The 23125-nt window shown below is 64.6% G+C and carries 22 protein-coding genes and 1 tRNA gene; 9 read left to right on the forward strand and 14 right to left on the reverse strand.

Translation table 11 applies throughout. The features are described 5' to 3' along the window. Nucleotides 1-40: 40 nt before the first annotated feature. The 8 genes from AC5V87_RS04220 to AC5V87_RS04255 all read right to left on the reverse strand — a co-directional run bounded on the left by AC5V87_RS04220 (nt 41) and on the right by AC5V87_RS04255 (nt 8272). Nucleotides 41-394 carry a nuclear transport factor 2 family protein gene (locus tag AC5V87_RS04220; RefSeq protein ID WP_495370102.1) on the reverse strand — a complete coding sequence of 118 codons (354 nt, stop codon included), beginning with the start codon at nt 392-394 and terminating at the stop codon, nt 41-43. A gap of 138 nt (nt 395-532) precedes the next feature. Next, nucleotides 533-2005, reverse strand: coding sequence for an amidase (locus tag AC5V87_RS04225; RefSeq protein ID WP_495370103.1), 1473 nt, complete (start codon nt 2003-2005; stop codon nt 533-535). 225 nt (nt 2006-2230) lie between these two features. After that, nucleotides 2231-3202, reverse strand: coding sequence for an iron exporter MbfA (gene mbfA, locus AC5V87_RS04230; RefSeq protein WP_456841210.1), 972 nt, complete (start codon nt 3200-3202; stop codon nt 2231-2233). A gap of 66 nt (nt 3203-3268) precedes the next feature. Continuing rightward, nucleotides 3269-4417 (reverse strand): alpha/beta hydrolase, encoded by a 1149-nt coding sequence (locus tag AC5V87_RS04235; protein WP_456841209.1) that lies wholly within the window; start codon nt 4415-4417, stop codon nt 3269-3271. A gap of 150 nt (nt 4418-4567) precedes the next feature. After that, nucleotides 4568-5437, reverse strand: coding sequence for an MBL fold metallo-hydrolase (locus tag AC5V87_RS04240; protein ID WP_456841208.1), 870 nt, complete (start codon nt 5435-5437; stop codon nt 4568-4570). 90 nt (nt 5438-5527) lie between these two features. Next, complete coding sequence (locus AC5V87_RS04245) at nt 5528-6139, reverse strand: glutathione S-transferase family protein (RefSeq protein ID WP_495370104.1); 612 nt, start codon at nt 6137-6139, stop codon at nt 5528-5530. Between the two features lie 199 nt (nt 6140-6338). Beyond that, on the reverse strand, nt 6339-7181 hold the full coding sequence (locus tag AC5V87_RS04250; RefSeq protein WP_456841206.1) for a fumarylacetoacetate hydrolase family protein: 843 nt from the start codon (nt 7179-7181) through the stop codon (nt 6339-6341). A gap of 242 nt (nt 7182-7423) precedes the next feature. Beyond that, entirely contained in the window at nt 7424-8272 is an 849-nt protein-coding gene (locus tag AC5V87_RS04255) for an MBL fold metallo-hydrolase (RefSeq protein ID WP_495370105.1), read from the reverse strand. Between the two features lie 138 nt (nt 8273-8410). On the opposite strand from AC5V87_RS04255, the gene AC5V87_RS04260 reads away from it, so the two are divergent. Continuing rightward, entirely contained in the window at nt 8411-8887 is a 477-nt protein-coding gene (locus tag AC5V87_RS04260) for a DUF3775 domain-containing protein (RefSeq protein WP_495370106.1), read from the forward strand. A 214-nt stretch (nt 8888-9101) separates the two neighbouring features. Here the strand turns inward: AC5V87_RS04260 and AC5V87_RS04265 are convergent, their stop codons facing one another. Together AC5V87_RS04265 and AC5V87_RS04270 are read right to left on the reverse strand one after the other, a co-directional pair. Further along, nucleotides 9102-9884 (reverse strand): SDR family oxidoreductase, encoded by a 783-nt coding sequence (locus AC5V87_RS04265; protein ID WP_456841203.1) that lies wholly within the window; start codon nt 9882-9884, stop codon nt 9102-9104. Nucleotides 9885-10000: 116 nt separating this feature from the next. Then, entirely contained in the window at nt 10001-10513 is a 513-nt protein-coding gene (locus AC5V87_RS04270; protein WP_495370107.1) for a CvpA family protein, read from the reverse strand. Between the two features lie 122 nt (nt 10514-10635). On the opposite strand from AC5V87_RS04270, the gene AC5V87_RS04275 reads away from it, so the two are divergent. Further along, nucleotides 10636-11397 (forward strand): SDR family oxidoreductase, encoded by a 762-nt coding sequence (locus tag AC5V87_RS04275; protein WP_456841201.1) that lies wholly within the window; start codon nt 10636-10638, stop codon nt 11395-11397. A gap of 636 nt (nt 11398-12033) precedes the next feature. Next, nucleotides 12034-12110, forward strand: a tRNA-Met gene (locus AC5V87_RS04280). A 78-nt stretch (nt 12111-12188) separates the two neighbouring features. Here the strand turns inward: AC5V87_RS04280 and AC5V87_RS04285 are convergent. Next, nucleotides 12189-13226 carry a thermonuclease family protein gene (locus AC5V87_RS04285; protein WP_495370108.1) on the reverse strand — a complete coding sequence of 346 codons (1038 nt, stop codon included), beginning with the start codon at nt 13224-13226 and terminating at the stop codon, nt 12189-12191. A gap of 488 nt (nt 13227-13714) precedes the next feature. Here AC5V87_RS04285 and AC5V87_RS04290 point away from each other — a divergent pair, with 488 nt between their 5' ends. The 3 genes from AC5V87_RS04290 (at nt 13715) to AC5V87_RS04300 (ending at nt 17347) form a co-directional block, all read left to right on the forward strand. Continuing rightward, nucleotides 13715-14932 carry an OpgC domain-containing protein gene (locus AC5V87_RS04290; protein WP_495370109.1) on the forward strand — a complete coding sequence of 406 codons (1218 nt, stop codon included), beginning with the start codon at nt 13715-13717 and terminating at the stop codon, nt 14930-14932. A 34-nt stretch (nt 14933-14966) separates the two neighbouring features. After that, a complete protein-coding gene (locus AC5V87_RS04295) occupies nt 14967-15455 on the forward strand; it encodes a DUF2059 domain-containing protein (RefSeq protein ID WP_495370110.1) in 489 nt (162 codons plus the stop codon). Between the two features lie 278 nt (nt 15456-15733). Next, on the forward strand, nt 15734-17347 hold the full coding sequence (locus AC5V87_RS04300) for an acyl-CoA synthetase (protein ID WP_495370111.1): 1614 nt from the start codon (nt 15734-15736) through the stop codon (nt 17345-17347). 12 nt (nt 17348-17359) lie between these two features. Here the strand turns inward: AC5V87_RS04300 and AC5V87_RS04305 are convergent, their stop codons facing one another. Continuing rightward, a complete protein-coding gene (locus tag AC5V87_RS04305) occupies nt 17360-18559 on the reverse strand; it encodes an MFS transporter (RefSeq protein WP_495370112.1) in 1200 nt (399 codons plus the stop codon). A gap of 176 nt (nt 18560-18735) precedes the next feature. On the opposite strand from AC5V87_RS04305, the gene AC5V87_RS04310 reads away from it, so the two are divergent. The 3 genes from AC5V87_RS04310 (at nt 18736) to AC5V87_RS04320 (ending at nt 21666) form a co-directional block, all read left to right on the forward strand. Continuing rightward, nucleotides 18736-19539, forward strand: a complete 804-nt coding sequence (locus tag AC5V87_RS04310; protein ID WP_495370113.1) for an MBL fold metallo-hydrolase — start codon at nt 18736-18738, stop codon at nt 19537-19539. Between the two features lie 154 nt (nt 19540-19693). Beyond that, entirely contained in the window at nt 19694-20716 is a 1023-nt protein-coding gene (locus AC5V87_RS04315) for an alpha/beta fold hydrolase (RefSeq protein WP_495370114.1), read from the forward strand. Between the two features lie 2 nt (nt 20717-20718). Then, a complete protein-coding gene (locus tag AC5V87_RS04320; protein WP_495370115.1) occupies nt 20719-21666 on the forward strand; it encodes a fatty acid desaturase in 948 nt (315 codons plus the stop codon). Between the two features lie 52 nt (nt 21667-21718). On the opposite strand, the gene AC5V87_RS04325 is transcribed toward AC5V87_RS04320, so the two are convergent. Next, complete coding sequence (locus AC5V87_RS04325; RefSeq protein WP_456841193.1) at nt 21719-21958, reverse strand: hypothetical protein; 240 nt, start codon at nt 21956-21958, stop codon at nt 21719-21721. 137 nt (nt 21959-22095) lie between these two features. Continuing rightward, complete coding sequence (locus tag AC5V87_RS04330; protein ID WP_495370116.1) at nt 22096-23076, reverse strand: helix-turn-helix transcriptional regulator; 981 nt, start codon at nt 23074-23076, stop codon at nt 22096-22098. Nucleotides 23077-23125 lie beyond the last annotated feature (49 nt).

A 23125-nucleotide genomic window follows, 5' to 3' on the forward strand; every position in this document is an offset into this window, starting at 1 on the left:
CGGGCATGACAGCGGAGAGGCGACGCCCGATGTGCCCGCCTCACCGCGAGACGTGTGCGGACACCGCGAGCCACGTGCCATTCTGCTTGGCCCAGCAATCGGTGTACCGCCCGGTCGCCTGCTGGCCGTCCGCCGTGGTGTAGCTCGTCGCTGCGTGGATGATGGCGAAGTCGCCCATGATGCGGATCATGACGTCGTAGGCATGCAGATTGCGAATCGCGATCGGCCGCGCGGTCTGCTCCAGGAAGGCGGCGCGGTCGACCAGCGTCTTGTCGGGATTGGAGCAATAGAATTCCGGCGCCAGGATTTCGTTGAAGCGCTTGACGTCGCAGTTTTGCACGGAGGCGACGTAGTCGCGGTTGAGTGCGGTGAGCTGATCGAGGTCCTGGCTCATGACGTTTCACTCCCATGTTGCCCCTCAAGGTGACGAGGCGCTCAAGCGCCGTCTCGAACCATGAAGACCCGCTGCTACGTCTCGGCCTTCATCCTTCGAGACGGGCGCGATGCGGCCTCCTCAGGATGAGGGTCTCACTTAGTCGTTGAACAAAGGCGGCGGCACGAACCCGCCGAATTCGCGCTCGATCAGTTCAGCCAGCTTGAGCGGCGTACGGTCCTCCAGCCACGGGCCGACGATCTGCACGCCGATCGGCAGCCCGTCCGGCGCAAAGCCTGTGGGGATAGCAGTGGAGGGCAGGCCGGGCAGCGTCGCCATGCCGGGCCAGGCGAGCTGGTCGGTATAGACGTGCTCCTTGCCGTCGATCTTGATCCGACGCTGTTCCTGGTCCGGCAAATGGTCGTGCGGATACGCGGCCGTCGGCATCACTGGGCAGATCACCGCGTCGAAGGACTTGAACAGCTCGCGCCATTGCGCACGCAGCCGGGTGCGGCCGGCATTCGCCGCCTGCCAGTCGCGATGACTGAGCGCGATGCCGCGCAGGCGTTCGGCGGCAAGGCTATTGTCGCTTTCCGGCAGCGCAGCCGCGGCCGCCTTGGCGCCGGCATAGATGTCGGGCGCGAAGCTCGCTCCCAGGATCGACATCAACATCCGCATATAGAGCCGCGAGGACGCCGCGAAGTCCGGCAGCAGCGGACTGCTGCGTGCGATCTTCACGCCTGATTTGGCGAGATTGTCGGCCAGCCGGTTGATGGCGCCGCGAACGTTCGTATCGGTCGGCAGCAGCGGATCGGTGTCGATCACCAGCACGCGGAAATCCCTGAATGACGTATGTCGCGCGGGCGGCAATTCGAGCCGGTAAGCGATGCCGGCGTCGATCGGATCCGGCCCGGCCATCACGTCGAGTACGAGCGACAGGTCGACGGCGCTGCGCGCCATCGGCCCGATCACCGACAGGTCGCGCTCGAACGGCAGCGGCGGCAGCGGCGGCGGCGTGTGGCCACGCATCGCGACGAGATTGAAGGTCGGCTTGTGCGCGTAGATGCCGCAATGGAACGCCGGCACGCGCAGCGAGCCGCCGATGTCGGAGCCGATCGACAACGGGCCATACCCCGCGGCGAGCGCGGCCGACGAACCGCCGGAGGAGCCGCCCGGCGTGCGGCCGAGATCGTAGGGGTTGTTGGTGGTGCCGTAGAAGTCGTTGTAGCTCTGCCAGTCGGTGAGCCCGAGCGGCACGTTGGTCTTGCCGATTATGATCGTGCCGGCGTCCTTCACGCGCGTGACCGGCAGCGCATCTTCCCTGGCGATGAAATCCTCGTGCGCGGGAATGCCCCAGGTCGTCGGCAGGCCGGCGACGTTGTAGGATTCTTTCACTGTCATGGGCAGGCCGAGCAAAGGCTTACGCTCGCCGCGGGCCAATGCGGCGTCCGCCTCGCGCGCGGCGCTCAGCGCGCGATCAAAGTCCCGCACACAGATCGCGTTGATCTTGCCGTCATGCCGTTCGATGCGCCCGATCGCATCCTCTGTGAGCTCGACCGCGGAGACTTTCTTTGCGGTCAATGCGGCCGACAGTTCGACCGCACTCTTGTAGCTCCATTCCGATTTGGCCACGGCATGCTCCTGCGATTTCACCGATGAGATGATGCGCAGTTTGGCCGAAGGCTGCAACCGCCGTTTGATGGCGATTGATATGTCACCAGCTGTCATCGCCCGGCTCGACCGGGCGATGAAGTACTCCGGGACGGTTGTGATTGACCCGACAGGCCGCGGCGTACTGGCCCGCCCGCCCCAGTGCGCTTGCGCAGAAGGCCGGCGATGACACCGCTGCGAGGCGACCTACGCCGCCCCGATGAGGATCCCCACCGCGAGCACGATGGCGCCGCCGAGCACGATCTGGAATACGGCCTGGAGGAACGGCGTGTCCATGTAGCGCGCGCGGATGAAGGCGATCGCCCATAGCTCGAAGAACACGACGACGCAGGCGATCGCGGTCGCGATCCAGAACGCGTTGGGCCAGCCGTCGGGCACGAGATAGGGCGCGGTGTGGCCGAGCCCGCCGAGCGTGGTCATTGCGCCGCAGGTGATGCCGCGCAGCCAGGGCGAGCCGCGCCCCGTCAGCGAGCCGTCGTCGGACAGCGCCTCCGCAAAGCCCATGCTGATGCCGGCGCCGATCGAGGCGGCGAGGCCGACGAGAAACGTCTGCCAGTTCTGGTGCGTGGCGAAAGCGGCCGCGAACAGCGGCGCCAGCGTCGAGACCGAGCCGTCCATCAGGCCGGCAAGGCCGGGCTGCACATATTGCAGCACGAACATCCGCCGCCGCGTGCGGTCTTCCTCTGCGCGCACGTCGGGCTTCAGGATCTCGTCGGTCAGCGCCACCGCGCGGTTCTCGTGGTGCTTCTCTTCTTCTGCAAGGTCGCCAAGCAGGCGGCGCACGCCGACATCCTCGGCCTGCTCGGCGGCGCGCGCGTAGAAGCGCTCGGCCTCGAGCTCCATGGTCTCGACCTCCTTGCGGATCGTGTCGAGCGGCAGGTTCTTGGTCAGCCAGATCGGGCGCCGGCGCAGAAAGCCTTTGACGTCCTCGCGGCGGATCGGCGGCAGATGCGGGCCGAACCGCTCCTCATAAAGCTTGAGCAGCCGGTGCCGGTGGCCGCGCTCTTCCTCGGCCATCTCCTCGAAGATTTTGGCCGTGTCCGGGTAGCGCTCGCGCAAATCTTCGGCGAAGGTCATGTAGATGCGGCTGTCCTCCTCCTCGGAGGAGATCGCGACCGCAAGCACCTCGCGCTCGGTCAGATCGGCAAAAGTCTTCACGGCGGCCCTGCTATCTAGTTTAGAACGATTCTAAACTATATAGGGCGGCGCAGTTCGCCGGTCAAATCAGGCCATGTGGGCCTTTGCGAGGAAGTCGAGCAGCAGCCGGCTGACCTCGGCGGGCTGCTCCTGCTGCACCCAGTGGCCGGCGCCCTCGACGAGATGGCAGCCGAGCATCCTGGTGCAGCTCTGGCCCTGCATCGCCTCGAACACGCCCGGGCGTTGATAGGTGCCCCAATCCTGCTTGCCGGAGATGAAGCAGGAGGGCACGTCGATGCTGCGGCCGGCAAACAGCCGCATCTCGTTATTGAGCATGCCTGACGTGCCGTAGCGATACCACTGCAGCCCGCCCTGGAATCCGGTGCGGCCGTATTCGGCGCTGTAGTAAGCAAGATCGCTGTCCGGCAGCCATCGGTTGGCGGCGATCGCGGCCGGCGAGGGCATCTCTTTCGCGACCGTCTCGGCCATGGTCTCGTTCAGATCCATTACATAGTAGGTCGGCAGCTTCGCCAGTTCATTCGCCGACCACGATTGCAGCGGATAGGGCTTGTTGTCGGTCCAGTCCGCACTCTTGTGGTGATAATAGGCGCGCAGGAAATCATGCACACCTTGCACCGCGTGCAGCATGTCGTCGTTCGCGCGCCGTGTCGAATAGTACCATTGATAATGCTTGCGCGGGCGGGGCAATGCGGCGAGCTCGCGATGCACGGGATCTTCCATGTCAGGTTTTGCCGGACCATCGACCGTATCGAACGGCAATGTCGGCGCGCCGCCGAACGGCGCACTCATCAGTGTCACCGATCGAAACACGTCGGGCCGGATCAGCGCGCACCACGCCGCGACCGGGCTGCCGAAATCATGGCCGGCAAGATCGACCTGCCTGTAGCCGAACGCCGATGCCAGGGCGAGCACATCGCGCACGAGGTTGAGCAGCGAGAACGGCGTGAGGTCGCCATCATAGTCCGCGGTCCACCCGGTGGTGCGGCCATAGCCGCGCTGATCCGGTGCGAGCACGTGATAACCCGCGGCAGCCAGCACCGGCATCACCTTGCGCCAGGAGAAGGCGAGCTCCGGGAAGCCGTGCAGCAAAAGGATGCAGGGCCGCCCCTTGGTCTCGAAGCCGGCTTCCAGCACATGCATGCGCAAGCCGTTGATGCCGTCGACATAACGCGAGCGGATTCCGGCGGGCAGACGAATGTCGGGGAGATCGGGCATGGTGTTTCCTCGTCATTGCCGGGCATAGCCGTCCGAAGGGCGGCGTCGCTTCCGCTCGCCTATGCCCGGCCATCCACGTTCTTGTTGCCGCCGATTGTAAGAGCGTGGATGCCCGGGACAAGCCCGGGCAGAAAGGGCGATCGCGGCGCGTTAAACCGACTCGCAGACGAACGCATTGCCCTTGCGCCGGATCTTCCCCACCGATGGCGTGGGAAAATGCGCGGTGCAGCACAGCGTGTCAGTATCGCAATAGCGTTCCAGGACGCTGCGGCGCGTCTTCGCCGCGGTGGCCTGGTCGACGTCGAACTTCATCGACAGCTCCGGATAAAGCGTCTGCAGCGGCGAGTGGATGAGGTCGCCGGTAAACACCGCATCGTCCTTGCCGCGCCCCATCGCGAATGCGACATGGCCCGGCGTGTGGCCGGGCGTCGGCACGATGCGGACGTGATCGCCGATCTGATGGTCGTTGCCGACAAGCTCGTGGCGTCCTGCCTCGACCACCGGCAGCACGCTATCGGCAAAGGGTGGCACCTCGGCCTTCGCGTTCTGCTCGGTCCAGTAGTCGAACTCCTGCTTGGCGAAGACGTAGCGCGCCTTGGGGAAGGTCGGCACCCAGCGGCCGTTCTCCATCCGCGTGTTCCAGCCGACATGGTCGACATGCAGATGCGTGCACATGACGAAATCGATGTCCTCGACCGCGATGCCGGCGGCGCTGAGGCCGCGCATATAGGTGTCGTCGGTCTTCATATGCCATTTCGGCCGCTGCGGCCGCGACTTGTCGTTGCCAATGCAGCTGTCGATCAGGATGGTGTGGTGCGGCGTCTTCACCACGTAGGACTGGAAGCACAGGATCAGCGTGTCCGCATCGTCCAGCGCCTTGGCCTGCCGCATCCACGCCCGGTTCTCGGCCAGGATCTCCGCCGTCAGTCCGGGGATGAACTCCAGCGCCGGGAAGAACGGGGCTTCCTGCTCGACGATGCGATGGATGGTGAGATCGCCGACCGAATATTTGAGGCTCATGAGAACTCCCGCGTTTACAGCATGATCCGGACCCGGAGGGCCGCGTCAGCGCAAAGTCTGCAGCGGTCTTCCGAAGAGATCATGCTCAAACTACGCCGGAGGCGGCGCCGAGATCTTCACGGAGGGCCGCTCCAGCATCTTCTGGTGGAAGGCGTCGAGCTTCGGATAGGCCTTGCGCCAGCCGCAATCGGCGAAGCGGAAATCGGCATAGCCGAGCACGCAAGTGAGGCCGATCTGCGAGATGTCGAACGGACCGTTCAGCACCTCGGGCATATTCTCGAAGCGCGCCATGCCGGTCCAGGCCCGGTTCCAATGGTCGTCCGACCAGGCCTGCCATTGCAGGCCCTGCGGCCGCACCATCTTCTCGTAGCGGCACAGCAGCATGGAATCGAGCATGCCGTTGATCAGCGAGTGATTGGTCTTGGCCTTCCAGCGCCGCGGGCCATAATCCGGGATCAGGCTGCCGCCGGCCAGCTCGTTGAGATATTCGACGATGACGTAAGAGTCCAAGATGACGTCGCCGTCATTGGTGATCAGCACCGGCAGCTTCTTCAGCGGCGTGATGCGCGAATAGTCCTCATTGGCCGTGCCCGGCGCGACGGTTGCGGGCATCAGCTCGATCTTGTCGATCAAGCCGAGCTCGATCGCGGCGATGCGCACCTTGCGGGCGAAGGGCGAGGCGGGGGAGAAGGAGAGTTTCATCGGGGCTGTTCCCTGCAATCAAAGATTCTGGAGCGATGCCTTCTCCACCGTCATTCCGGGGCGATGCAACGCATCGAACCCGGAATCTTGAGATTCCGGATCTGGCGCTTAGGCGCCATGCCGGAATGACCGTGGGAGAGATTCCTAGATGCCCGGGTCAAGCCCGGGCATGACGACGGAGCGTGATGCGCGCACGGCCTTACGCCGCGATGATCTCCTGGCGCTGCTCGCCGAGGCCTTCGATGCCGAGCGTGACGACGTCGCCGACATTGAGGAAGGTCGGTGGCTTCATGCCGAGGCCGACGCCGGGCGGAGTGCCCGTGGTGATGATGTCGCCGGGCAGCAGCGTCATGAATTGCGAGACATAGGACACGCACTTGGCGATCGAGAAGATCATGGTCGCGGTCGAGCCGGTCTGGCGGCGCTGGCCGTTGACGTCGAGCCACATCGACAGGTTCTGCACGTCCTTGATCTCGTCCTTGGTGGCGAGCCACGGCCCGAGCGGGCCGAACGTGTCGTGCGACTTGCCCTTGGTCCATTGTCCGAGACGCTCGGTCTGGAAGTTGCGCTCGGAGACGTCGTTGCAGACGCAATAGCCGGCCACGTAGTTCAGCGCATCGGCTTCCGAGACGTATTTGGCGCGGGTGCCGATGATCGCGGCGATCTCCACCTCCCAGTCGAGCTTGGTCGAGCCGCGCGGCTTCTCGACCGCATCGTTCGGGCCGGACAGCGAGGTGTTGGCCTTCATGAAGATGATCGGCTCGCTTGGGATCGCAGCGCCCGTTTCCTTGGCGTGGTCGCTGTAATTGAGGCCGATGGCGACGAATTTCGAGATGCCGGTCACGGGCGAGCCGAAGCGCGGCTTGCCGGAGACGGCGGGCAGCGAGGCCGGGTCAAGGGCCGCCAGCTTCTTCAGGCTCTCCGGCGAATAAGCCTCGCCCGTGAGGTCCTTCAGATGCGCCGACAGGTCGCGCAGCTGGCCGGATTTGTCGATCAGGCCGGGCTTTTCCGCACCCTTTTCGCCATAACGAACAAGCTTCATTCTCGTTTCTCCCTGGAGATGGACCGATCGGTTAAATAGCTTCATGGAACAGGGCGGCGGGAAATTCAACCGCTCAAAAGGGGGCGCATTGCAGCCCTCTGGATTCAGGTGGGAGCGACCGTGTCCCGGACGCGGTGCAGCGTGCAACGCTGCTCCGCAGAGCCGGGACCCAGATTGTGGCCACATGGGCCGCGGCTTAGCAGCGCATCAGTCCGTGCTGCGCAGCATCCGGGGCACGAGACTTAGACCAGCGCCATAAACCTGAACGCGTCCCTGTCGCGCTTGATATGCCCCGCGGAAAAATGTCCGCCGATCACCAGCGTCGGAGTGTCGGCGAACCGGCTGAACAGCTCGCGTCGCGTTGCTGCGGATTGTGCGGGGGCACTGTCGACGACCGAGCACCAGTCGAGATGCGCCATCTGGCAGGGATGATGGGCGACGTCGCCGCTGAGCAGCGCCTGTTCACCGCCGGACTCGATCAGCACGCTCATGTGCCCGGGGCTGTGGCCGGGGGTCGGGATCACGCTGATCTCCTCGCAGAGCCGGTGGTCGCTCGGGATCAGCTCGGCCCGACCTGCATCGACGATCGGCTTCACGGAATCGTCGAACACCGCGACCTTGTCCGGCTCGGCCGTATAGTCGCGCCAAAATTCGTATTCGGTCTTGCCGAACAGGTAACGCGCCCTGGGGAAGGTCGGCACCCATTTGCCGTCGACCAGCATCGTATTCCAGCCGACGTGATCGACGTGGAGATGTGTGCACAGCACCGTGTCGATGGTCTCAGGCGCAAAGCCTGCCGCGGTCATCGTCTGAAGGAACGGCGTGCTGCGGTTATTCCAGGTCGGGACGCCGCGGCCCTGCTTGTCGTTGCCGAGGCCGGTATCGACCACGATGCGGCGCGTCGGCGTCTCGACCACCAGCGAATGGATCGACATCTTCAGCCGGCCCTCTTCGGTGGCGAAATGCGGGATCAACCAGGGCAGCTTCCGGATCTCGTCATTGGTCGCGTCCGGCAGGATGAAGCGCGTCGAGCCGACTGTCTCCATTTCCACGACCTTGGTGATTTTGACGCTGCCGACCCTCCAGTGCATGCGGTATGCCCCCATTTTCTTGCTTTGGTGCCGAAAGATGCGCACTTTCTACCACTGAGCGCAATGGATCATCTGTCGTGATGTTGCGTTATCGAGGGGAACCTGGAACCAGCCCACGATGCGCCGGGAGGGGAGCCCATGCCAGAGCTTGCGATTTCCGCCGAGAAGGTCGCCTTCATCATCGAGAAGGCGCGCGAATTCGACGTCAAGGAATTGGACTCCGATCCGGATTCCGGCTCCAACCCCAGCGATGACGATTCGGTCGATGTCCTCGAGGACGACGGCTCCGATCCCGTCGGCAGCGAGCTCGGCAGCTTCATCGCTGCACTGAACGAGGACGAGCAGATCGATCTCGTCGCGCTGGCGTGGCTCGGTCGCGGCGAGGGCACGATCGACGAGTGGGACGATTTGCGCGCCCGCGCCGTGGAGGCGCGCGGCGAATATCGCAGGCCCCGGCACGAGACCGTGCAATATCTGCTCGGCGATCCCATGCTGGGCGATCTGCTCGCGGACGGACTCGACGAGTTCGGCATCGACTGGACCGACGAGCGCCTCACCGCCGATTCCTCCGATCCCAGCGAGCGGGACGAAGACGAGCCGACGAAGCAGCGATGATCTTGCTAATCTCGCCCCGCTAGCGGGCTCTCTTCGCCTCTCCCCCGGGAGAGGCCGGATTGCATCGAAGATGCAATCCGGGTGAGGGGGACTCTCCGCGAGTCCAACTCTCACCGTCTTTGCCAAAGCAGCCCCTCACCCCAACCCTCCGAGGGCGAGCGAAGCTCGTCCCGGCCCGTAGGAACGGGGCGAGGCAGTACACCCGCAATCGCGGTTACAGCGTGCCCGGGAACGCACCACCGTCGAGCAAAATGTTCTGCCCGGTGATGAAGCCGGCCTTGGCGCCGCACAGGAAGGCGCAGGCGTAGCCGAACTCGTCGGGCTGGCCGAAGCGGCCGGCCGGATTGAGCTTGGCACGCTCGGCCAGGATCTGCTCGGCGGAGACGCCGCGCTTGTCGGCTTCGGCCTTGGCGGTGCCGGTCAGACGATCGGTCTCGAACGGGCCCGGCAACAGGCCGTTGATGGTGACGTTGTTGATCACGGTCTTGCGCGACAGGCCGGCGATGAAGCCGGTGAGGCCGGCGCGCGCGCCGTTGGAGAGGCCGAGGATGTCGATCGGCGCCTTGACCGCGGCCGAGGTGATGTTGACGATGCGGCCGAACTTGCGCGCCATCATGCCATCGACGGTCGCCTTGATCAGTTCGATCGGCGTCAGCATGTTGGCGTCGATCGCCTTGATCCAGTCGTCGCGGGTCCAGTTGCGGAAATCGCCGGGCGGCGGCCCGCCGGCGTTGTTGATCAGGATATCGGGCTCCGGGCAGGCCTCCAGCACGGCCTCGCGGCCCGCCGGCGTCGTGATGTCGCCGACGATCTCGGTGACGGTCACGTCGGGATAGGCCTTGCGGATCTCGTCGGCCGTCTTCTTCAGCGCTTCGGCGCCGCGCGCCGTCAGCGTGACGTGAACGCCGGCGTCCGCCAGCGAGATGGCGCAAGCGCGGCCGAGGCCCTTGCTGGATGCGCAGACGATGGCGCGGCGACCTTTGATCCCAAGATCCACTGTTTCACTCCCGAAAATAGCAGGCAGGTTTTGGATGGCGCACTCTAGCCAACTGCAGCTCGGCTGATAAGGGAGCGGCCCGCGTCAAAATGCATGGCGCGCGCTGCGGCGATGCACTAGATGCGACGCTCCTGCTTGAGGCGCTCGATCGCGGCGGCGGCCTCCGGCGGCAGTGATTTGAATCCCATCTGCCCGGCCGCCGAGAACAGCGGCCGCAGATGCGAGCCGGAGAGGAAGGGCGGCTGGCGGTTGGCCGGCACGATCTTGTCGAACACGAGAACCAGCGTGGTGGCGACCAGGCCGACCCTGATGGCCCCGAGCGCGGCGCCGCCGAGGCGGTCGCCGATGCCGGCTTCGCCGAGGGTGTCGTTCAGCGCGACGCGGCCGATATGACCGAGCAGCATGCCGATCACCACAAAGATGCCGAAGAACCAGATCCAGTTCTGCAGCAGCGGCGCGTTGGGATTGCCGGCGATCTGCGGCGCGATCATCGGCATCAGCGCGACTGCCATGGGCGCGGCGAGGAGATAGGCGAGGATGGTCATGGCGCTGCGCAACAGGCCGGTCCGAAAGCCGAGGCCCACGGCCATGGCGAGCGCCGCATAGACCGCGAGATCGAAACTGTTCATCACTGCGAGCCCTGCCTCAGGTGGAACGAATGAACGCCGAACCGATCATTCCGGTTTCAGATCGTTAAAATCGTCGGTATTGATGGCTTCAAAGCTCGGGGAAATCGCTCAGGGACATCGTCATGTCAGACCTATTCGACGTCAATAAGGAAACCATCCTCGTGACAGGCGCGAGCCAGGGGCTGGGGCGGCAGTTTGCCCGGGTGTTGGCAGCGCATGGCGCGGCGGTCGCGCTCGCCGCGCGGCAGACCGACAAGCTGAAGAGCCTCGAGGAGGAGATCCGCGGCAAGGGCGGCCGAGCCGCCGCGGTCGCGCTCGACGTCACCGACACCGCATCGATCGCGAAAGCCGTCGATGCCGCTGAATCAGCGCTCGGTCCGATCACGGTGCTGATCAACAATGCCGGCATCGCGATCGAGAAGCTCGCGACCGAGCAGACCGAATCCGACTGGGACGCGGTGATCGGCGCCAATCTCAAGGGCGCTTATTTCCTCGCGACCGAGATCGCGCGGCGCATGATCGCGCGCAAGCAGGAAGGCAACATCGTCAACATCGCCTCCGTGCTCGGCACCGGCGTGCTCAAGGCCGTCTCGCCCTACGCGATCTCCAAGGCCGGCATCATCCAGGCGACGAAAGCGATGGCACTGGAGCTCGCAGGCCAAAACATTCGTATCAACGCGCTCGCGCCCGGCTATATCGACACCGAGATGAATCACGCCTTCTGGTCGACGCCCGCAGGCGAGCGCCTCGCCAAACGCATTCCGCAGCGCCGCGTCGGCGCCGAGTCCGATCTCGACGGCGCCATCCTGCTGCTGGCCTCGAAGGCGTCGCGGTACATGACGGGCAGCGTGGTGACGGTTGATGGCGGGTTCTTGTTGAATTGAGCGCACTTTCGCCTTTCCCCGCGTGCGGCAGGGCTATCGCATATGATTTCACGGGGATTGTCTGCGGGCTTGCTCCGCCTCTCCCGATTGCTTGCGGGAGAGGGAGCCCAGTGCCGATGCCGCCGCATCGTGCAAGCCATATGCGATTGCCCTGCCGCGTGCGGGGAGAGGCCGGAATTTGCGAGAGCAAATGCCGGGTGAGGGGGAGCCGATTCGAGTGGTTGACACGAGCACCGCTCAATCCATAGCGGCCGCAGCGAAGCAATCCGAACGATCCCTACGAAGTGATCCGCATAGTCCTCTCCAGCCGCGCATCGGGCAGGCGCCGGTCAGCGAGTGGTCACAGCGTTCCCCCGTGATCTTTGTTTCCGGAAGCTGGCCCGTTGTGGAACTTCTGGCAAGGGCGGGCCAAACCGGCCGGAATCCGGCCCACGGCTCTGTCACAAAGTCGAAAAAAACGTCCCGGCGGCCCTTTCCAAAGCCAGCACGCCTTGATACATACGCCCCGCACCCAACGGGCTTTGCCCCGGGGTTGCCTTCCAAGGAAGCCTTTGGGACGGACGAGCAAGCCACGCGAACAGCGCCGGCCTCAACCTACCGTCCCCAGGATTTTGCCGAAGGCGTGCAACGGTTTAACGCGGGGTGGAGCAGCCCGGTAGCTCGTCAGGCTCATAACCTGAAGGTCATAGGTTCAAATCCTATCCCCGCAACCAAATTTCGGATGAACCGCATCCGACACGAAAATGGCCCGCTTGAAGCGGGCCGTTTTTGTCTGGGGGCTTGTGCTCTTCTCAGAACTTCGTAATCGGCTTCCCGTCCGCCCCGACCAGCGTCGATGGCGCTTCCCCGAACACCAGCCCTTCCGGCTGAAACTTGATCGTCTTCCCGCCCACGACGAAGTCGGCGAAATTCCTTGGCGTCGCCGCGTGCACGCCATTGGCCAGGAAGTCGGTGGTCTCGTAGCAGGTGTCCGGCTTGCCGCTGGATCCTTCGCTCAGGAATTTCTGGAAATTTTGACTGGTCACCTTGGCCTTCTTGCGGGCCGACCAGTTGGTGTAGCGGCGGTAGAGCTTTGGCAGGATCACCGGGCCCTTGTCGGTTGCGAGCACACCGGTCTCGCCCTTTTTGGGCTCGATCAGGTCGAAGTCGAAGGCACCGATCGTCTTGGCGAGATGCTTCCAGACCGGCAGCTTCTTTGATCGGGCGGTCTTGGCCAGGGCCAGGAAGGCCTTGATCTCGTCATCGTTCATCGACGAGTAGAACGTAGGATAGGCAAACCCCTGCTCGACCAGCCAGTGGTTGATGTCGACCTTGATGCCGCCGACCGTCACCTCGATGTCGCCGACCAGCCGGCCATAAGTGTCGAACACCTCATTCGGCGTATCGACATGGGTGTACACCCGGCAGGCGAGTGCCGCTTCGCGGGGGCCGCTGAGGAAATCATGCAGCGCCTTGCTCGCGGTGGCGCCGAGGAATTGCCGGTAGGAATGGGTGACCTCGTGATAGGCCTGCTTCTTGGCATCGGTCAGCCCCTTCTTCTCGGCGGCCGAGAGCGGCGACGGCATATAGTGCAGCTCGGGCGCATCGATGCCTTGGAGGCGAATGGTAAGCTTGCCGTTCTTGATCGGCGGCGTCGCGGTGCGGCCCTTGACCTTGGCGTTGTCGAACACATGGGTCGGATGGAACGGCGCCGTGTCGCTCTTGCGGAAGCGGATCGCGTCGGGCGCGACGTTCACGATCACCTTTGTGGTGTCGGCGTCCGACCGGCCCTCCGGCCAGAACTGGCTGACCTCGATGGTGCCTTCGACTTCCAGCAGTCCCACGGGCATCGGCCGCTCCTCCCCCTTGGGCGCGTCGGTCGCCTTCGGCAAGGCGACTCGCGCGCACAATGAGGCAGCGGATCATCTTCATGCGACAGGCCCGTGACGGTGGATGGGGCAGGCGCGACACGTTGTGGCGCGCAGCGCGCATCCATTGCCTTTGCCCGGAGGTGTCCTGCCGCGCCTCGACCGACCCCGCTCCGGGGCGCGCAAGCGGAGGGAGCCCAGTACCGATGCCGCCTCATCATGCAAGCCATAAGCGATTGCCCTAAGCTCCGGCGCTGGCCCTGTCAGGGCAGCCGCCCGCCGGTTGTGCGGCGCAGGGCAGGCTCGGCTGTGGCGGCCGGGCCGTGCCCACAAAATCCCTTGCGCGGCCGTCACGGTCGGCTACCGTTGCGGTGCTAGCCGCAGGGTTAGGTGACGTTTTGATCGCGATTTTTTAGCATCCGATTTTTCGGCGCCGCATTGGCGCGACGCCCAGCAAGCGAGGCGGGGCCATGATCGCACGAGACCAGTCAGCTCTGTTGGCGCCGGTCGAGCGCGACCTGCGGCTCGACCTGTTTCGGGGCATCGGTCTGTGGATGATCTTCCTCGACCACATCCCGCACGACGTCGTGGCCTGGCTGACCCTGCGCAATTACGGTTTCAGCGACGCCGCCGAGTTCTTCGTCTTCATCTCGGGTTACCTCGTCGGCTGGATCTACGGACCGATCATCGCCGGCGGCTGGTTTCTCGCTGCGGTCAAGCGGCTGTGGCGACGCGCGGCCGAGCTGTATGTCGCCCACATCATGTTGTTCCTCTTGTTCACCGCACAGATCGCCCGCACCGTGCGCCGCTTCGACAATCCGATGTACGAGCACGAGTTCAACGTGTTCAACTTCCTGGCTCATCCGGACGAGCTGATCGGCCAGGCGATCCTCTTGAAATACAAGCCGGTCAATCTCGACGTGTTGCCGCTCTACATCGTGCTGGTGTTCGCCTCGCCCTTCATCGTGTGGTGCCTGGTGCGCCGGCCGAACCTGACGCTCGCCGGATCCGTCGTGCTCTATATCCTGTCGCGCTGGTTCGACTGGAACATCGCCTCCTATCCGCACGGCGCGACCTGGTACTTCAACCCGTTCTGCTGGCAGCTGATGTTCGTGTTCGCGGCCTGGTGCGGCATCGGCCAGATCGACAAGATCGCGACATGGGTGTGGTCGAAGGCGACAATGACATTGGCGGCGGCCTGGCTCGTCTTCGCCCTGCTCATCGTGATGACCTGGCACGTCCACGCGCTCGAGGCCCTGATCCCTAAATGGATGATCAAGGCGATCTACCCGATCGACAAGACCGATCTCGACATGCTGCGCTTCACGCATTTCCTGGCGCTGGCAATCTGGGTGACGCATTTTATCTCGCGCAAATGGAAGGTGCTGCACACGATCTGGCTGCGCCCCGTCATTCTTTGCGGCCAGCATTCGCTGCCGATTTTTTGCCTCGGCGTGTTCCTGTCGTTCTCCGCGCACTGGATCCTGACCCAGTACACCAAGGGCGCGTGGGAACAGCTCGCCGTCTCCTTCGCCGGCATCGCCATCATGATCGGCGCTGCCTGGCTGCTCGATCGCGCCAAGCGGGTGCCAAACCTGTTCGTGAATGTGACGGAGATCGAAGAGCCCGAAACTGCATTGGAGCGCGCGCCCGTGACGACCGCCGCCGTGGCGCCGGCGAGCCGCTGAGGGATCGCGGCGCGTGCATCTTCATGGAGAGCCCATGTCCAGACCTGTGTTGACGATCGCCGGCGCGCTCCTGCTCCTCGTCTGTGGCGCCTCGGCGCAAACGCCCTCGCCGGAGGCGATCGGCGCGGCGCGCAAGCTCGTCGTCACGCTGAAGATCGCGGATCAGTATCGCACGCAGCTGCCGCAGCTGCTGCTCAAGCTCCGGCCCGTGGTCGCCCAGGACAGGCCGGAGATCGAGCGCGACTACGACGCGCTGACGGCGCCTGGTTCGGAGATCTACGCCCCGTTCGTTGCCTCCATGATCGACCAGATCGCAGCGATCTATGCCGCCAGCTTCACGCTGGATGAGCTGCGCCAGATCGATGCCTTCTATGCCCAGCCGGCGGGCCAGAAATTTCTGGAGAAGTCGGATGCGCTGGCCCAGGCGAGCGCGCAAGTGAGCCAGGACGTCAGCCAGAAGGCTGCGGATGAGCTGAAGCAGCGCCTGATCGAGGCGCTGCGCCAGAAGGGGCACAAGCTCTGAGTAATGCAGCGTCGCGCTGTAGGTCGCGGCCCGGTTCATCGTCGGCATGCGCTTGGCACGCTCGAGGAAGCGCTTGCCGAAGGCGCACCTCTTGTCGTTGAGGTCCCAGTAACAGGCCTCGGTGATGTCCAGCCCCTGCGCGAGCCGAGCTTGCTGCTGATTTGACGCGGCGGATTGCGCCGACTACGCTTTGCGCAAACTTGAAAATGCGCAAGAGCGGCGACCTGGCGAACGTCCTGGCTGGCCTGCGCAGACTGCAAATTCCCGGGGGGACGGAAATGTCGAGCGATACCGCAGCCATCATCGCGAAAGCGCGCGAGCACTCCATCGGCGATCTCTTGCGCCGCTCGGCAGGCCGCGAGCCGGACAAGCTCGCCGTGAGCTGCGGCGATATCAGCTGGACCTTTGCCGAGATGGACGCGATCTGCAACCGGCTCGGCCGCGGCCTGCTCGGGCTCAGCGTCAAGAAGGGCGACCGTATCGCCGTGCTCTCGCGCAATTCGCATGCCTTCGCGGCGCTGCGCTTCGCCGTGGCGCGGATCGGTGCGGTGCTGGTGCCGATCAATTTCATGCTCAATCCGGACGAGATCAACTTCATCCTCAAGAGCTCCGGCGCCAGGCTGCTCGCGACCGGCCCTGACTTCGTCGAGCCCGCGAAGGCCGCAAGCGCCAGGGATTGTGCGGTCGAGAAGATGATCTGGCTGCCGGGCGAGGATCCCGCCACCGCGCCTGCGGGCCTCACCACCTTCGAAGATCTCCTTGATGCTGACGGCTCGTTCCTGGAGGCATCCGTGGACAGTCGGGATCTTGCGCAGATCGTCTACACCAGCGGCACGGAATCCCTGCCGAAGGGCGCGATGCTGACCCATGAAGCGGTGATGTGGCAGTATGTCAGCTGCATCATCGACGGCGGCATGAGCGTGGACGACAAGTTCTTGCACGCGCTGCCGCTCTATCACTGCGCCCAGTTAGACGTGTTTCTGGGGCCGCAGGTCTATCTCGGTGCGTCCGGCGTCATCACCGGCAAGCCGACCGCCGACAACATCCTGGCGCTGATCCAGGCGCACAAGATCACGTCCTTCTTCGCGCCGCCGACGATCTGGATCGCGATGCTGCGTTCGCCGAATTTCGACAGGATCGATCTGTCGACGCTTCAAAAGGGCTATTACGGCGCCTCGATCATGCCCGTGGAAGTGCTGCTCGAGCTCCAGCGCCGCCTGCCCAACGTCAGGTTCTGGAATTTCTACGGGCAGACCGAGATCGCGCCGCTCGCGACCGTGTTGCGGCCGGAAGATCAGCTCCGCAAGGCCGGCTCTGCGGGCAAGCCCGTGCTCAATGTCGAGACGCGGGTGGTCAACACGTCGATGGAAGATGTGAAAGTCGGCGAAGTCGGCGAGATCGTGCACCGCTCGCCGCATCTGCTCTCCGGCTATTACAATGATCCCGTCAAGACGGCTGCGGCGTTCAGCGGCGGATGGTTTCACTCCGGCGATCTCGCCACTGTCGATGACGAGGGGCACATCACCGTGGTCGATCGCGTCAAGGACATGATCAAGACCGGTGGCGAGAATGTCGCGAGCCGCGAGGTCGAGGAGATGATCTACCGCATCCCCGCCGTCTCCGAGGTCGCCGTGGTGGGCCTGCCCGATCCACGGTGGATCGAGGCGGTGACCGCGATCGTCGTCGTCAAGACAGGCGAGACGCTGGATGAAGCGACCGTCATCAAGGATTGCGCCGCCCAGATGGCGCATTTCAAGGTCCCCAAGCGCGTCATCTTCGTGGATGCCTTGCCGAAGAACCCGAGCGGCAAGCTGCTCAAGCGCGAGCTGCGCCAGCGGTTCGTCGGCGGCGAGACCCTTGACAAGGCGGTCCAGACGAGTTTTGGGACTTAGCGACGATTGGTCTCAATACTTCTTCACGTGCGCCCCGAACGCCAGCCACAGCGCCGTCGATGCGAGGCCGAAGCCCCCGAGCAGCAGGAAGGTTGGGCCGTAGCCGATCCATTGCGCGATCCAGCCGCCGAGCGCGGGGCTGAGGCTTGCACCGACGCCTTGCACCGTGATTACGGCGCCCTGGCCGAGATTGATGCGGCCGGTGCCGTCGAGCGAGCGTGCCACCATGCCGGGGACGGCGACAGTCTGAAGCCCGGTGCCGATGCCGTCGAGCACCTGCATCGGCACGACGCCCCACCACCCCGTGACGAAGAACGCGAGCACGCCGCGGATCGGCAGAAACATGAACGACACCAGGATCACCGGCCAGTAATTGCGCTTGCCCGCGACCTGCATGGCCACCAGCGACGTCACGACCATGACGCCCTGCGCGATGACGATGGTGGTCGCCACGAAGCTCGGGCCGTTGGCCTGTCCCTCCGCCACCGCCGCAAGGCCATAGAGCGGGACGATCGCTGCATTGCCGAGGTGGAACATGGCAAGCGCCAGCGCCAGCACCAGGAGCGGCTTGTGCTTAAGCAGGACGGACATGGCATCCGGCGGGTTCTTGCTTTCATCCTCCTTGCTGCCGCGGGCCTGGCGATCGTCAATCGCCTTGGCGGGAATCATCAGCACACAGGCGATCGCGACGACACCGAACACGGCCGCGAGCACGAACACGGCGACATAGCCGTACCTGTAGCCGAGATAGCCCGACAGCGCGGCGCCGACCATGTTGCCGGCGTGGTTGAAGGCCTGGTTGCGGCCGTTCAGCGCGTTGAAGCCTTTTTGCTTGGCGATGCCGAGCGTGATGCCGGTCACCGCCGGGACGATCGCGGCGCTCGCCAGCGATTGCGCCACTTGCGAGAACGTCACCGCCCAGAAATTCTGCGACAGCAGGATGATGGCGGAGGCGAGAACGACGCAGATGCCGGGAATGACGACCCACAGCCGCTTGTTGCGGCTGGAATCGATGAAGCCGCCGATCGGCGTCGTGACCAGCATGCCCGCGACATTGCCGACAGTCAGCGCGGTGCCGATCAGACCGCTCGCCCAGCCGCGCTCCTGAAGGAACACGCCGACGAACGGCCCGATGCCCGACTGCATGTCGGCCATGAAGAAATTGACTGCAAACAGTGGCCAGATGCGGGGTGGTGAGGAGCGCGATGTCATCGAGACGCTGGAATGTTCCTGCCGGCGAGTGAGGTCTCATGCAAAGCTGATCGTGATGACCGGCCGATTGCGCCGGCATGGACCAGAACCTAACTTGGGCTGACAGCGTTGGTTCCTTCCCGCTCTGCGACCGCGCACACGAGTCACGTCGCGCCGTCCCTTCTTGGATCCTGGCCATGCCTCTCTGGACCTGCGAAACCTGCGGCGCTCAATTTCCGGCGAGCGAAAAGCCGCCTGCGTCATGTCCAATCTGCGAGGACGAACGGCAGTTCGTCGGCTGGAAAGGGCAGACCTTTCTCACGCGAGAGGCATTGGCTGACAGCCATCGCCTCGTCTGGCGTGATGATCTCGGCCTCACCGGCCTCGGTCTCGAGCCGAGCTTTGCCATCGGACAGCGCGCGCTGCTGGTGCCGCTAAGCGATGGCTGCGTGATGTGGGATTGCATCCCGCTGGCAACGCCGGAAGCAGTCGCGCATGTGCGTTCGCTCGGCGGCTTGAAGGCGATCGCGATCTCGCATCCGCATTATTATGGCGCGGTTGCGGACTGGAGCGAGGCGTTCGGCAGCGTGCCGGTCTATCTGCACGCGGACGATCGGCAATGGGTGACACGGCCGCATCCCTCGATCGTGCACTGGACCGGCGATCAGCAGCGCATCGCCGAGGATGTGCTGCTGCTGCGCACCGGCGGCCATTTCGCCGGCGCCACCATGCTGCACCATGGGCGCGGTGCAGACGGCAAAGGCACGCTGCTCACCGGCGATATCGCGCAGGTGACGATGGACCGCCGCTTCGTCAGCTTCATGTATTCCTATCCCAACTACATGCCGCTCGGCGCTGCCGCGGTGCGGCGGATTGCGGCCGCCGTCGAGCCGCTCGACTTCGACCGCATCTACGGCGCCTGGTGGGACCGCAACATCGCGAGTGGCGCCAAGGCCGCGTTCGCGGCGTCGGTGCAGCGTTACATCGCCGCCATCACCTGACGCGCGACGGCAAAAAAAGCGTTGCCCTCGGTCAATAACTGTACTATATGTACAGTTATTGGGCGCGACGCAACGATGCGTTTGCCGGTCCGGCACGATCGATGCATCGTTGTCCCGGCGGGCGCGTTTTGCGGCCGCGCGAGGGAGTTGGTCCATGACCGGGCGGCGCGACTACGAGATCTTTGAGGCCGGCGACGTCACGCTGCAGTCCGGTGCGATCTTCCCCGCGATGAAGCTCGCCTACAAGAGCTACGGCACGCTCAACGCGGCCAAGGACAACGTCATCCTCTATCCGACCTCGTTCAGTGCGCAGCACTTCGACACCGAATGGCTGATCGGGCCCGACGGCGTGCTCGATCCCACGCGTTACTTCATCATCATCCCGAACCTGTTCGGCAATGGCCTGTCGTCCTCGCCGTCGAACACCGCCGGGGTCTTTCCTGAAATCAGCTACCACGACGCGATCGTGGTCCAGCATCGCCTCCTCACCGAGCGCTTCGGCATCTTAAAGCTCGCGCTGGTCTATGGCTGGTCGATGGGCGGCATGCAGGCCTATCACTGGGCGGCGCTACACCCTGAGATGGTCGCGCGCGCCGCAGTCGTGTGCGGCAGCGCGCGCTGCGCGCCTTACAATCATGTCTTCCTCGAAAGCGTGAAGGCTGCCCTGTCAGCCGATCCCGCCTTCCGCGATGGCCGCTTCGTCGAGAAGCCGGTTGCCGGCTATCGCGCGATGGGGCGCGTCTATGCCGGCTGGGCGATGTCGCACGGCTTCTACCGCGACGAGCTCTGGCGCGAGGCCGGCTTCACCTCGCTCGAGGATTATCTCGTCCGCACCTGGGACACGACTTTCGCCCGCCGCGACGCCAACGACCTGCTGGCGCAGGCCGGCATCTGGCAGCGCGGCGATATCAGCGCATGCGCGGCGTTCGGCGGCGATCTCGACCGGGCGCTGGCCGCAATAAGTGCGCATATGCTGCTGATGCCAGGCGCGACCGATCGCTATTTCGACCTCCGCGACAATGAGGCCGAGCTTCCCCGGCTCGTCAACGCCAAATCGGCGGTGCTGCATCCGATCTCGTCGCTACACGGCCATCGCGCCGGCAACCCCGTCAACAATCCGCGCGACGCGGCCTTTCTCAAGGCCGAGGTCGCGGCACTTCTGAGCAAGCAGGACTGATCATGACCGATGCGACCGTCTCCGAGCCCGCCCATCGCCTCAAGCCGCTGAGCCCGGCGATGCTGCGCGAATTGTCGGTGCGCTCGAACATCAGGGGCGCCGTGCAGAGTCTTGGCCATTACGGCATGATCGTATTGGTCGGCCTGCTAATCTGGATGGTCTCCTCGCGCTATGGCGTGCTCTGGGCGCTGCCACTGATGGCGGCGCAGGGTTATCTCGTCGCCTTCCTGTTCATGGCGGTGCACGAGACCGCGCACAAGACCGCGTTCAGGAGCCGCGGCCTCAATCTCGCGGTCGGCTATCTTTCGGCCTTCATCATCGCATTGCCCTACGAATATTACTGCCTGTTCCACTGGGACCATCATCGCTACACCCAGGACCCCGAGAAGGACCCGGAGCTGATCGTCGGCGTCAAGCCGAAATCCGACACGCAGCTCGCGATCGCCTATAGCGGCCTGCTTCAGGTCGCTGGCCGGCTCCAGCTCATGCTCGGCCATGCCGTCGCCGGCAAGGTCGTCGTGCCCTGGATCCCCGAGAACAAGCGCGCCGTCATTGTGGCCGAGGCGCGCGCCTATGTCGCGCTCTATGCGCTGCTGCTCGTGCTCTCGGTGTGGTTCTCTTCAGCCCTGCTGCTCTGGGTCTGGATCGTGCCGCTCGTCATCGGGCAGTTCTTCCTGCGGCCCTATCTCTACACCGAGCACACCGGCTGCGATCGGACCCGAAGCGCCTTCCAGAACACCCGCACCACCTACACCGGTGCGATCGTCAAATGGATCGCGTGGAACATGCCGTACCATGTCGAGCACCACGCCTATCCCTCGATCCCGTTTCACGCGCTACCGAAGCTGAACGCGATCGTGGACGGCGAGATCGTCCATCGTGGCCGCGGCTACATCCAGACGACGCGCGAAACCTGGGCTTGGTTTCGCCGGCATCGGGAGGGCGTCTAACGCAAAACTCCGGCCGCGATGCAGCCGGAGCTTTGTCGAAGAAGGCGAGATATCAGTAAATCCCGTAGGCGCAGACATTCACGACGCGAACGCGCAGGCCGTGGCGGGTCTGGACGACGCGCTCCTGGTAGCAGTTGTTGATGCCGGTGTTGACATAGAGGCCGCCATAGCCAAAGCCCCAGCCGGGACCCCAGTGATGATGGAAGCCGTGAGCCGAAGCGGCGGTGGGCGCGAGAGCAGCAGCACCGAGCGAGCCGGCAGCGATCAGACCAAGAGCAAGCTTACGAAGCATCTTCATTCTCCAGTTTGGCGCAAGGCCGTTGTTGTGTCCCTGCATCTCGGTCGGGCCGAAACGGGATCGCGTTCACACGGGACGGGGAGAATCGTGTTTCAGGATTGTTTCGGCGGTCACGGCGAACTGCGCCGATATCAGGCTTTCCGTGCCGCGCGATAGCGCGCGGCCATCGCCTCCGTCATCTCCGCGATTTTCTCGCGGAGATCGGCGGGCTCCAGAACTTCGGCCTCGGAGCCGAGCCGCAGCAATTCGGACGCGGCGTGCCATGAGGTCTTGCCGGTCGGCACGCGCGCAATGCGCCAGCCGTCGGCGTCAGTGGTGTCTTCGAGCTGCGTGCGCGCCTTGACGTATGGCTGGCTCAATGCGTCCAGCAGTTTCACGCCGAACGGCGACAGCCGCACGACCGCGACATTGGGATGCATCTCGGCTTCGAGGCGCAGCGTCGCGGCCTGCCAATAGGCGGCGAGATCGAAATCGGCAGGACGATCGAAGCGGTCGTCCAGCGCGGTGCAGTCGAGAACGCGCGCGACGCGATAGGTGCGTACGCTACCGTCGACCTGCCCGGCGAGATACCAGCTGCCGCCCTTCAGCACGAGGCCGAGCGGCGCAACGCGGCGCTGTTTCTCGGCGCGCCAGCTCTGGTAGCGGATCTTGATCAAGGTGCCGCGCAGAGCCGCGCCGGCAATGGTGCGCAGATGCTTTGGCTCTTCCACCTCGCCGAACCAGCCGGGCGCGTCGAGATGAAAGCGCTCCTGCATCCGCCCTGCGTCCTCGCGCAGATTGGCCGGCAGCGCGGCCATCAGCTTGTTCTGCGCGGCGATCATCGCCGCATCGAGCCCCAGCGCCGCGGCCGGGCCGGGGAGCCCTGCGAGGAACAGCGCGCCGGCTTCGCTCTGCGACAGTCCGTTCAGCCGCACCCGGTAGCCGTCGAGCAGGCGATAGCCGCCCTCGGCGCCGCGGTCGGCATAGACAGGCACGCCCGAGGCCGCGAGCGCGTCGATGTCGCGATAGATGGTGCGAACCGAGACCTCGCAGGCCTCGGCAAGCTCGGGCGCAGTGACCTGCCCCCGGGCCTGGAGGGTGGTGAGGATCGACAGCATCCGGCTCGCGCGCATGATCCCTTAAACCATACCTGACACAAGATGTCAGGTATCCTGTCTTACA

The sequence above is a fragment of the Bradyrhizobium sp. SOJA106 genome (assembly GCF_059448745.1).

Coding starts and splice junctions, on each gene's coding strand:
- AC5V87_RS04220 (WP_495370102.1), bottom strand. CDS start 394: ATGAGCCAGGACCTCGATCAGCTCACCGCACTCAACCGCGACTACGTC.
- AC5V87_RS04235 (WP_456841209.1), bottom strand. CDS start 4,417: ATGCCCGATCTCCCCGACATTCGTCTGCCCGCCGGAATCCGCTCGCGT.
- AC5V87_RS04240 (WP_456841208.1), bottom strand. CDS start 5,437: ATGAGCCTCAAATATTCGGTCGGCGATCTCACCATCCATCGCATCGTC.
- AC5V87_RS04245 (WP_495370104.1), bottom strand. CDS start 6,139: ATGAAACTCTCCTTCTCCCCCGCCTCGCCCTTCGCCCGCAAGGTGCGC.
- AC5V87_RS04250 (WP_456841206.1), bottom strand. CDS start 7,181: ATGAAGCTTGTTCGTTATGGCGAAAAGGGTGCGGAAAAGCCCGGCCTG.
- AC5V87_RS04255 (WP_495370105.1), bottom strand. CDS start 8,272: ATGCACTGGAGGGTCGGCAGCGTCAAAATCACCAAGGTCGTGGAAATG.
- AC5V87_RS04260 (WP_495370106.1), top strand. CDS start 8,411: ATGCCAGAGCTTGCGATTTCCGCCGAGAAGGTCGCCTTCATCATCGAG.
- AC5V87_RS04270 (WP_495370107.1), bottom strand. CDS start 10,513: ATGAACAGTTTCGATCTCGCGGTCTATGCGGCGCTCGCCATGGCCGTG.
- AC5V87_RS04275 (WP_456841201.1), top strand. CDS start 10,636: ATGTCAGACCTATTCGACGTCAATAAGGAAACCATCCTCGTGACAGGC.
- AC5V87_RS04285 (WP_495370108.1), bottom strand. CDS start 13,226: ATGCCCGTGGGACTGCTGGAAGTCGAAGGCACCATCGAGGTCAGCCAG.
- AC5V87_RS04290 (WP_495370109.1), top strand. CDS start 13,715: ATGATCGCACGAGACCAGTCAGCTCTGTTGGCGCCGGTCGAGCGCGAC.
- AC5V87_RS04295 (WP_495370110.1), top strand. CDS start 14,967: ATGTCCAGACCTGTGTTGACGATCGCCGGCGCGCTCCTGCTCCTCGTC.
- AC5V87_RS04300 (WP_495370111.1), top strand. CDS start 15,734: ATGTCGAGCGATACCGCAGCCATCATCGCGAAAGCGCGCGAGCACTCC.
- AC5V87_RS04305 (WP_495370112.1), bottom strand. CDS start 18,559: ATGACATCGCGCTCCTCACCACCCCGCATCTGGCCACTGTTTGCAGTC.
- AC5V87_RS04310 (WP_495370113.1), top strand. CDS start 18,736: ATGCCTCTCTGGACCTGCGAAACCTGCGGCGCTCAATTTCCGGCGAGC.
- AC5V87_RS04315 (WP_495370114.1), top strand. CDS start 19,694: ATGACCGGGCGGCGCGACTACGAGATCTTTGAGGCCGGCGACGTCACG.
- AC5V87_RS04320 (WP_495370115.1), top strand. CDS start 20,719: ATGACCGATGCGACCGTCTCCGAGCCCGCCCATCGCCTCAAGCCGCTG.
- AC5V87_RS04325 (WP_456841193.1), bottom strand. CDS start 21,958: ATGCTTCGTAAGCTTGCTCTTGGTCTGATCGCTGCCGGCTCGCTCGGT.
- AC5V87_RS04330 (WP_495370116.1), bottom strand. CDS start 23,076: ATGCGCGCGAGCCGGATGCTGTCGATCCTCACCACCCTCCAGGCCCGG.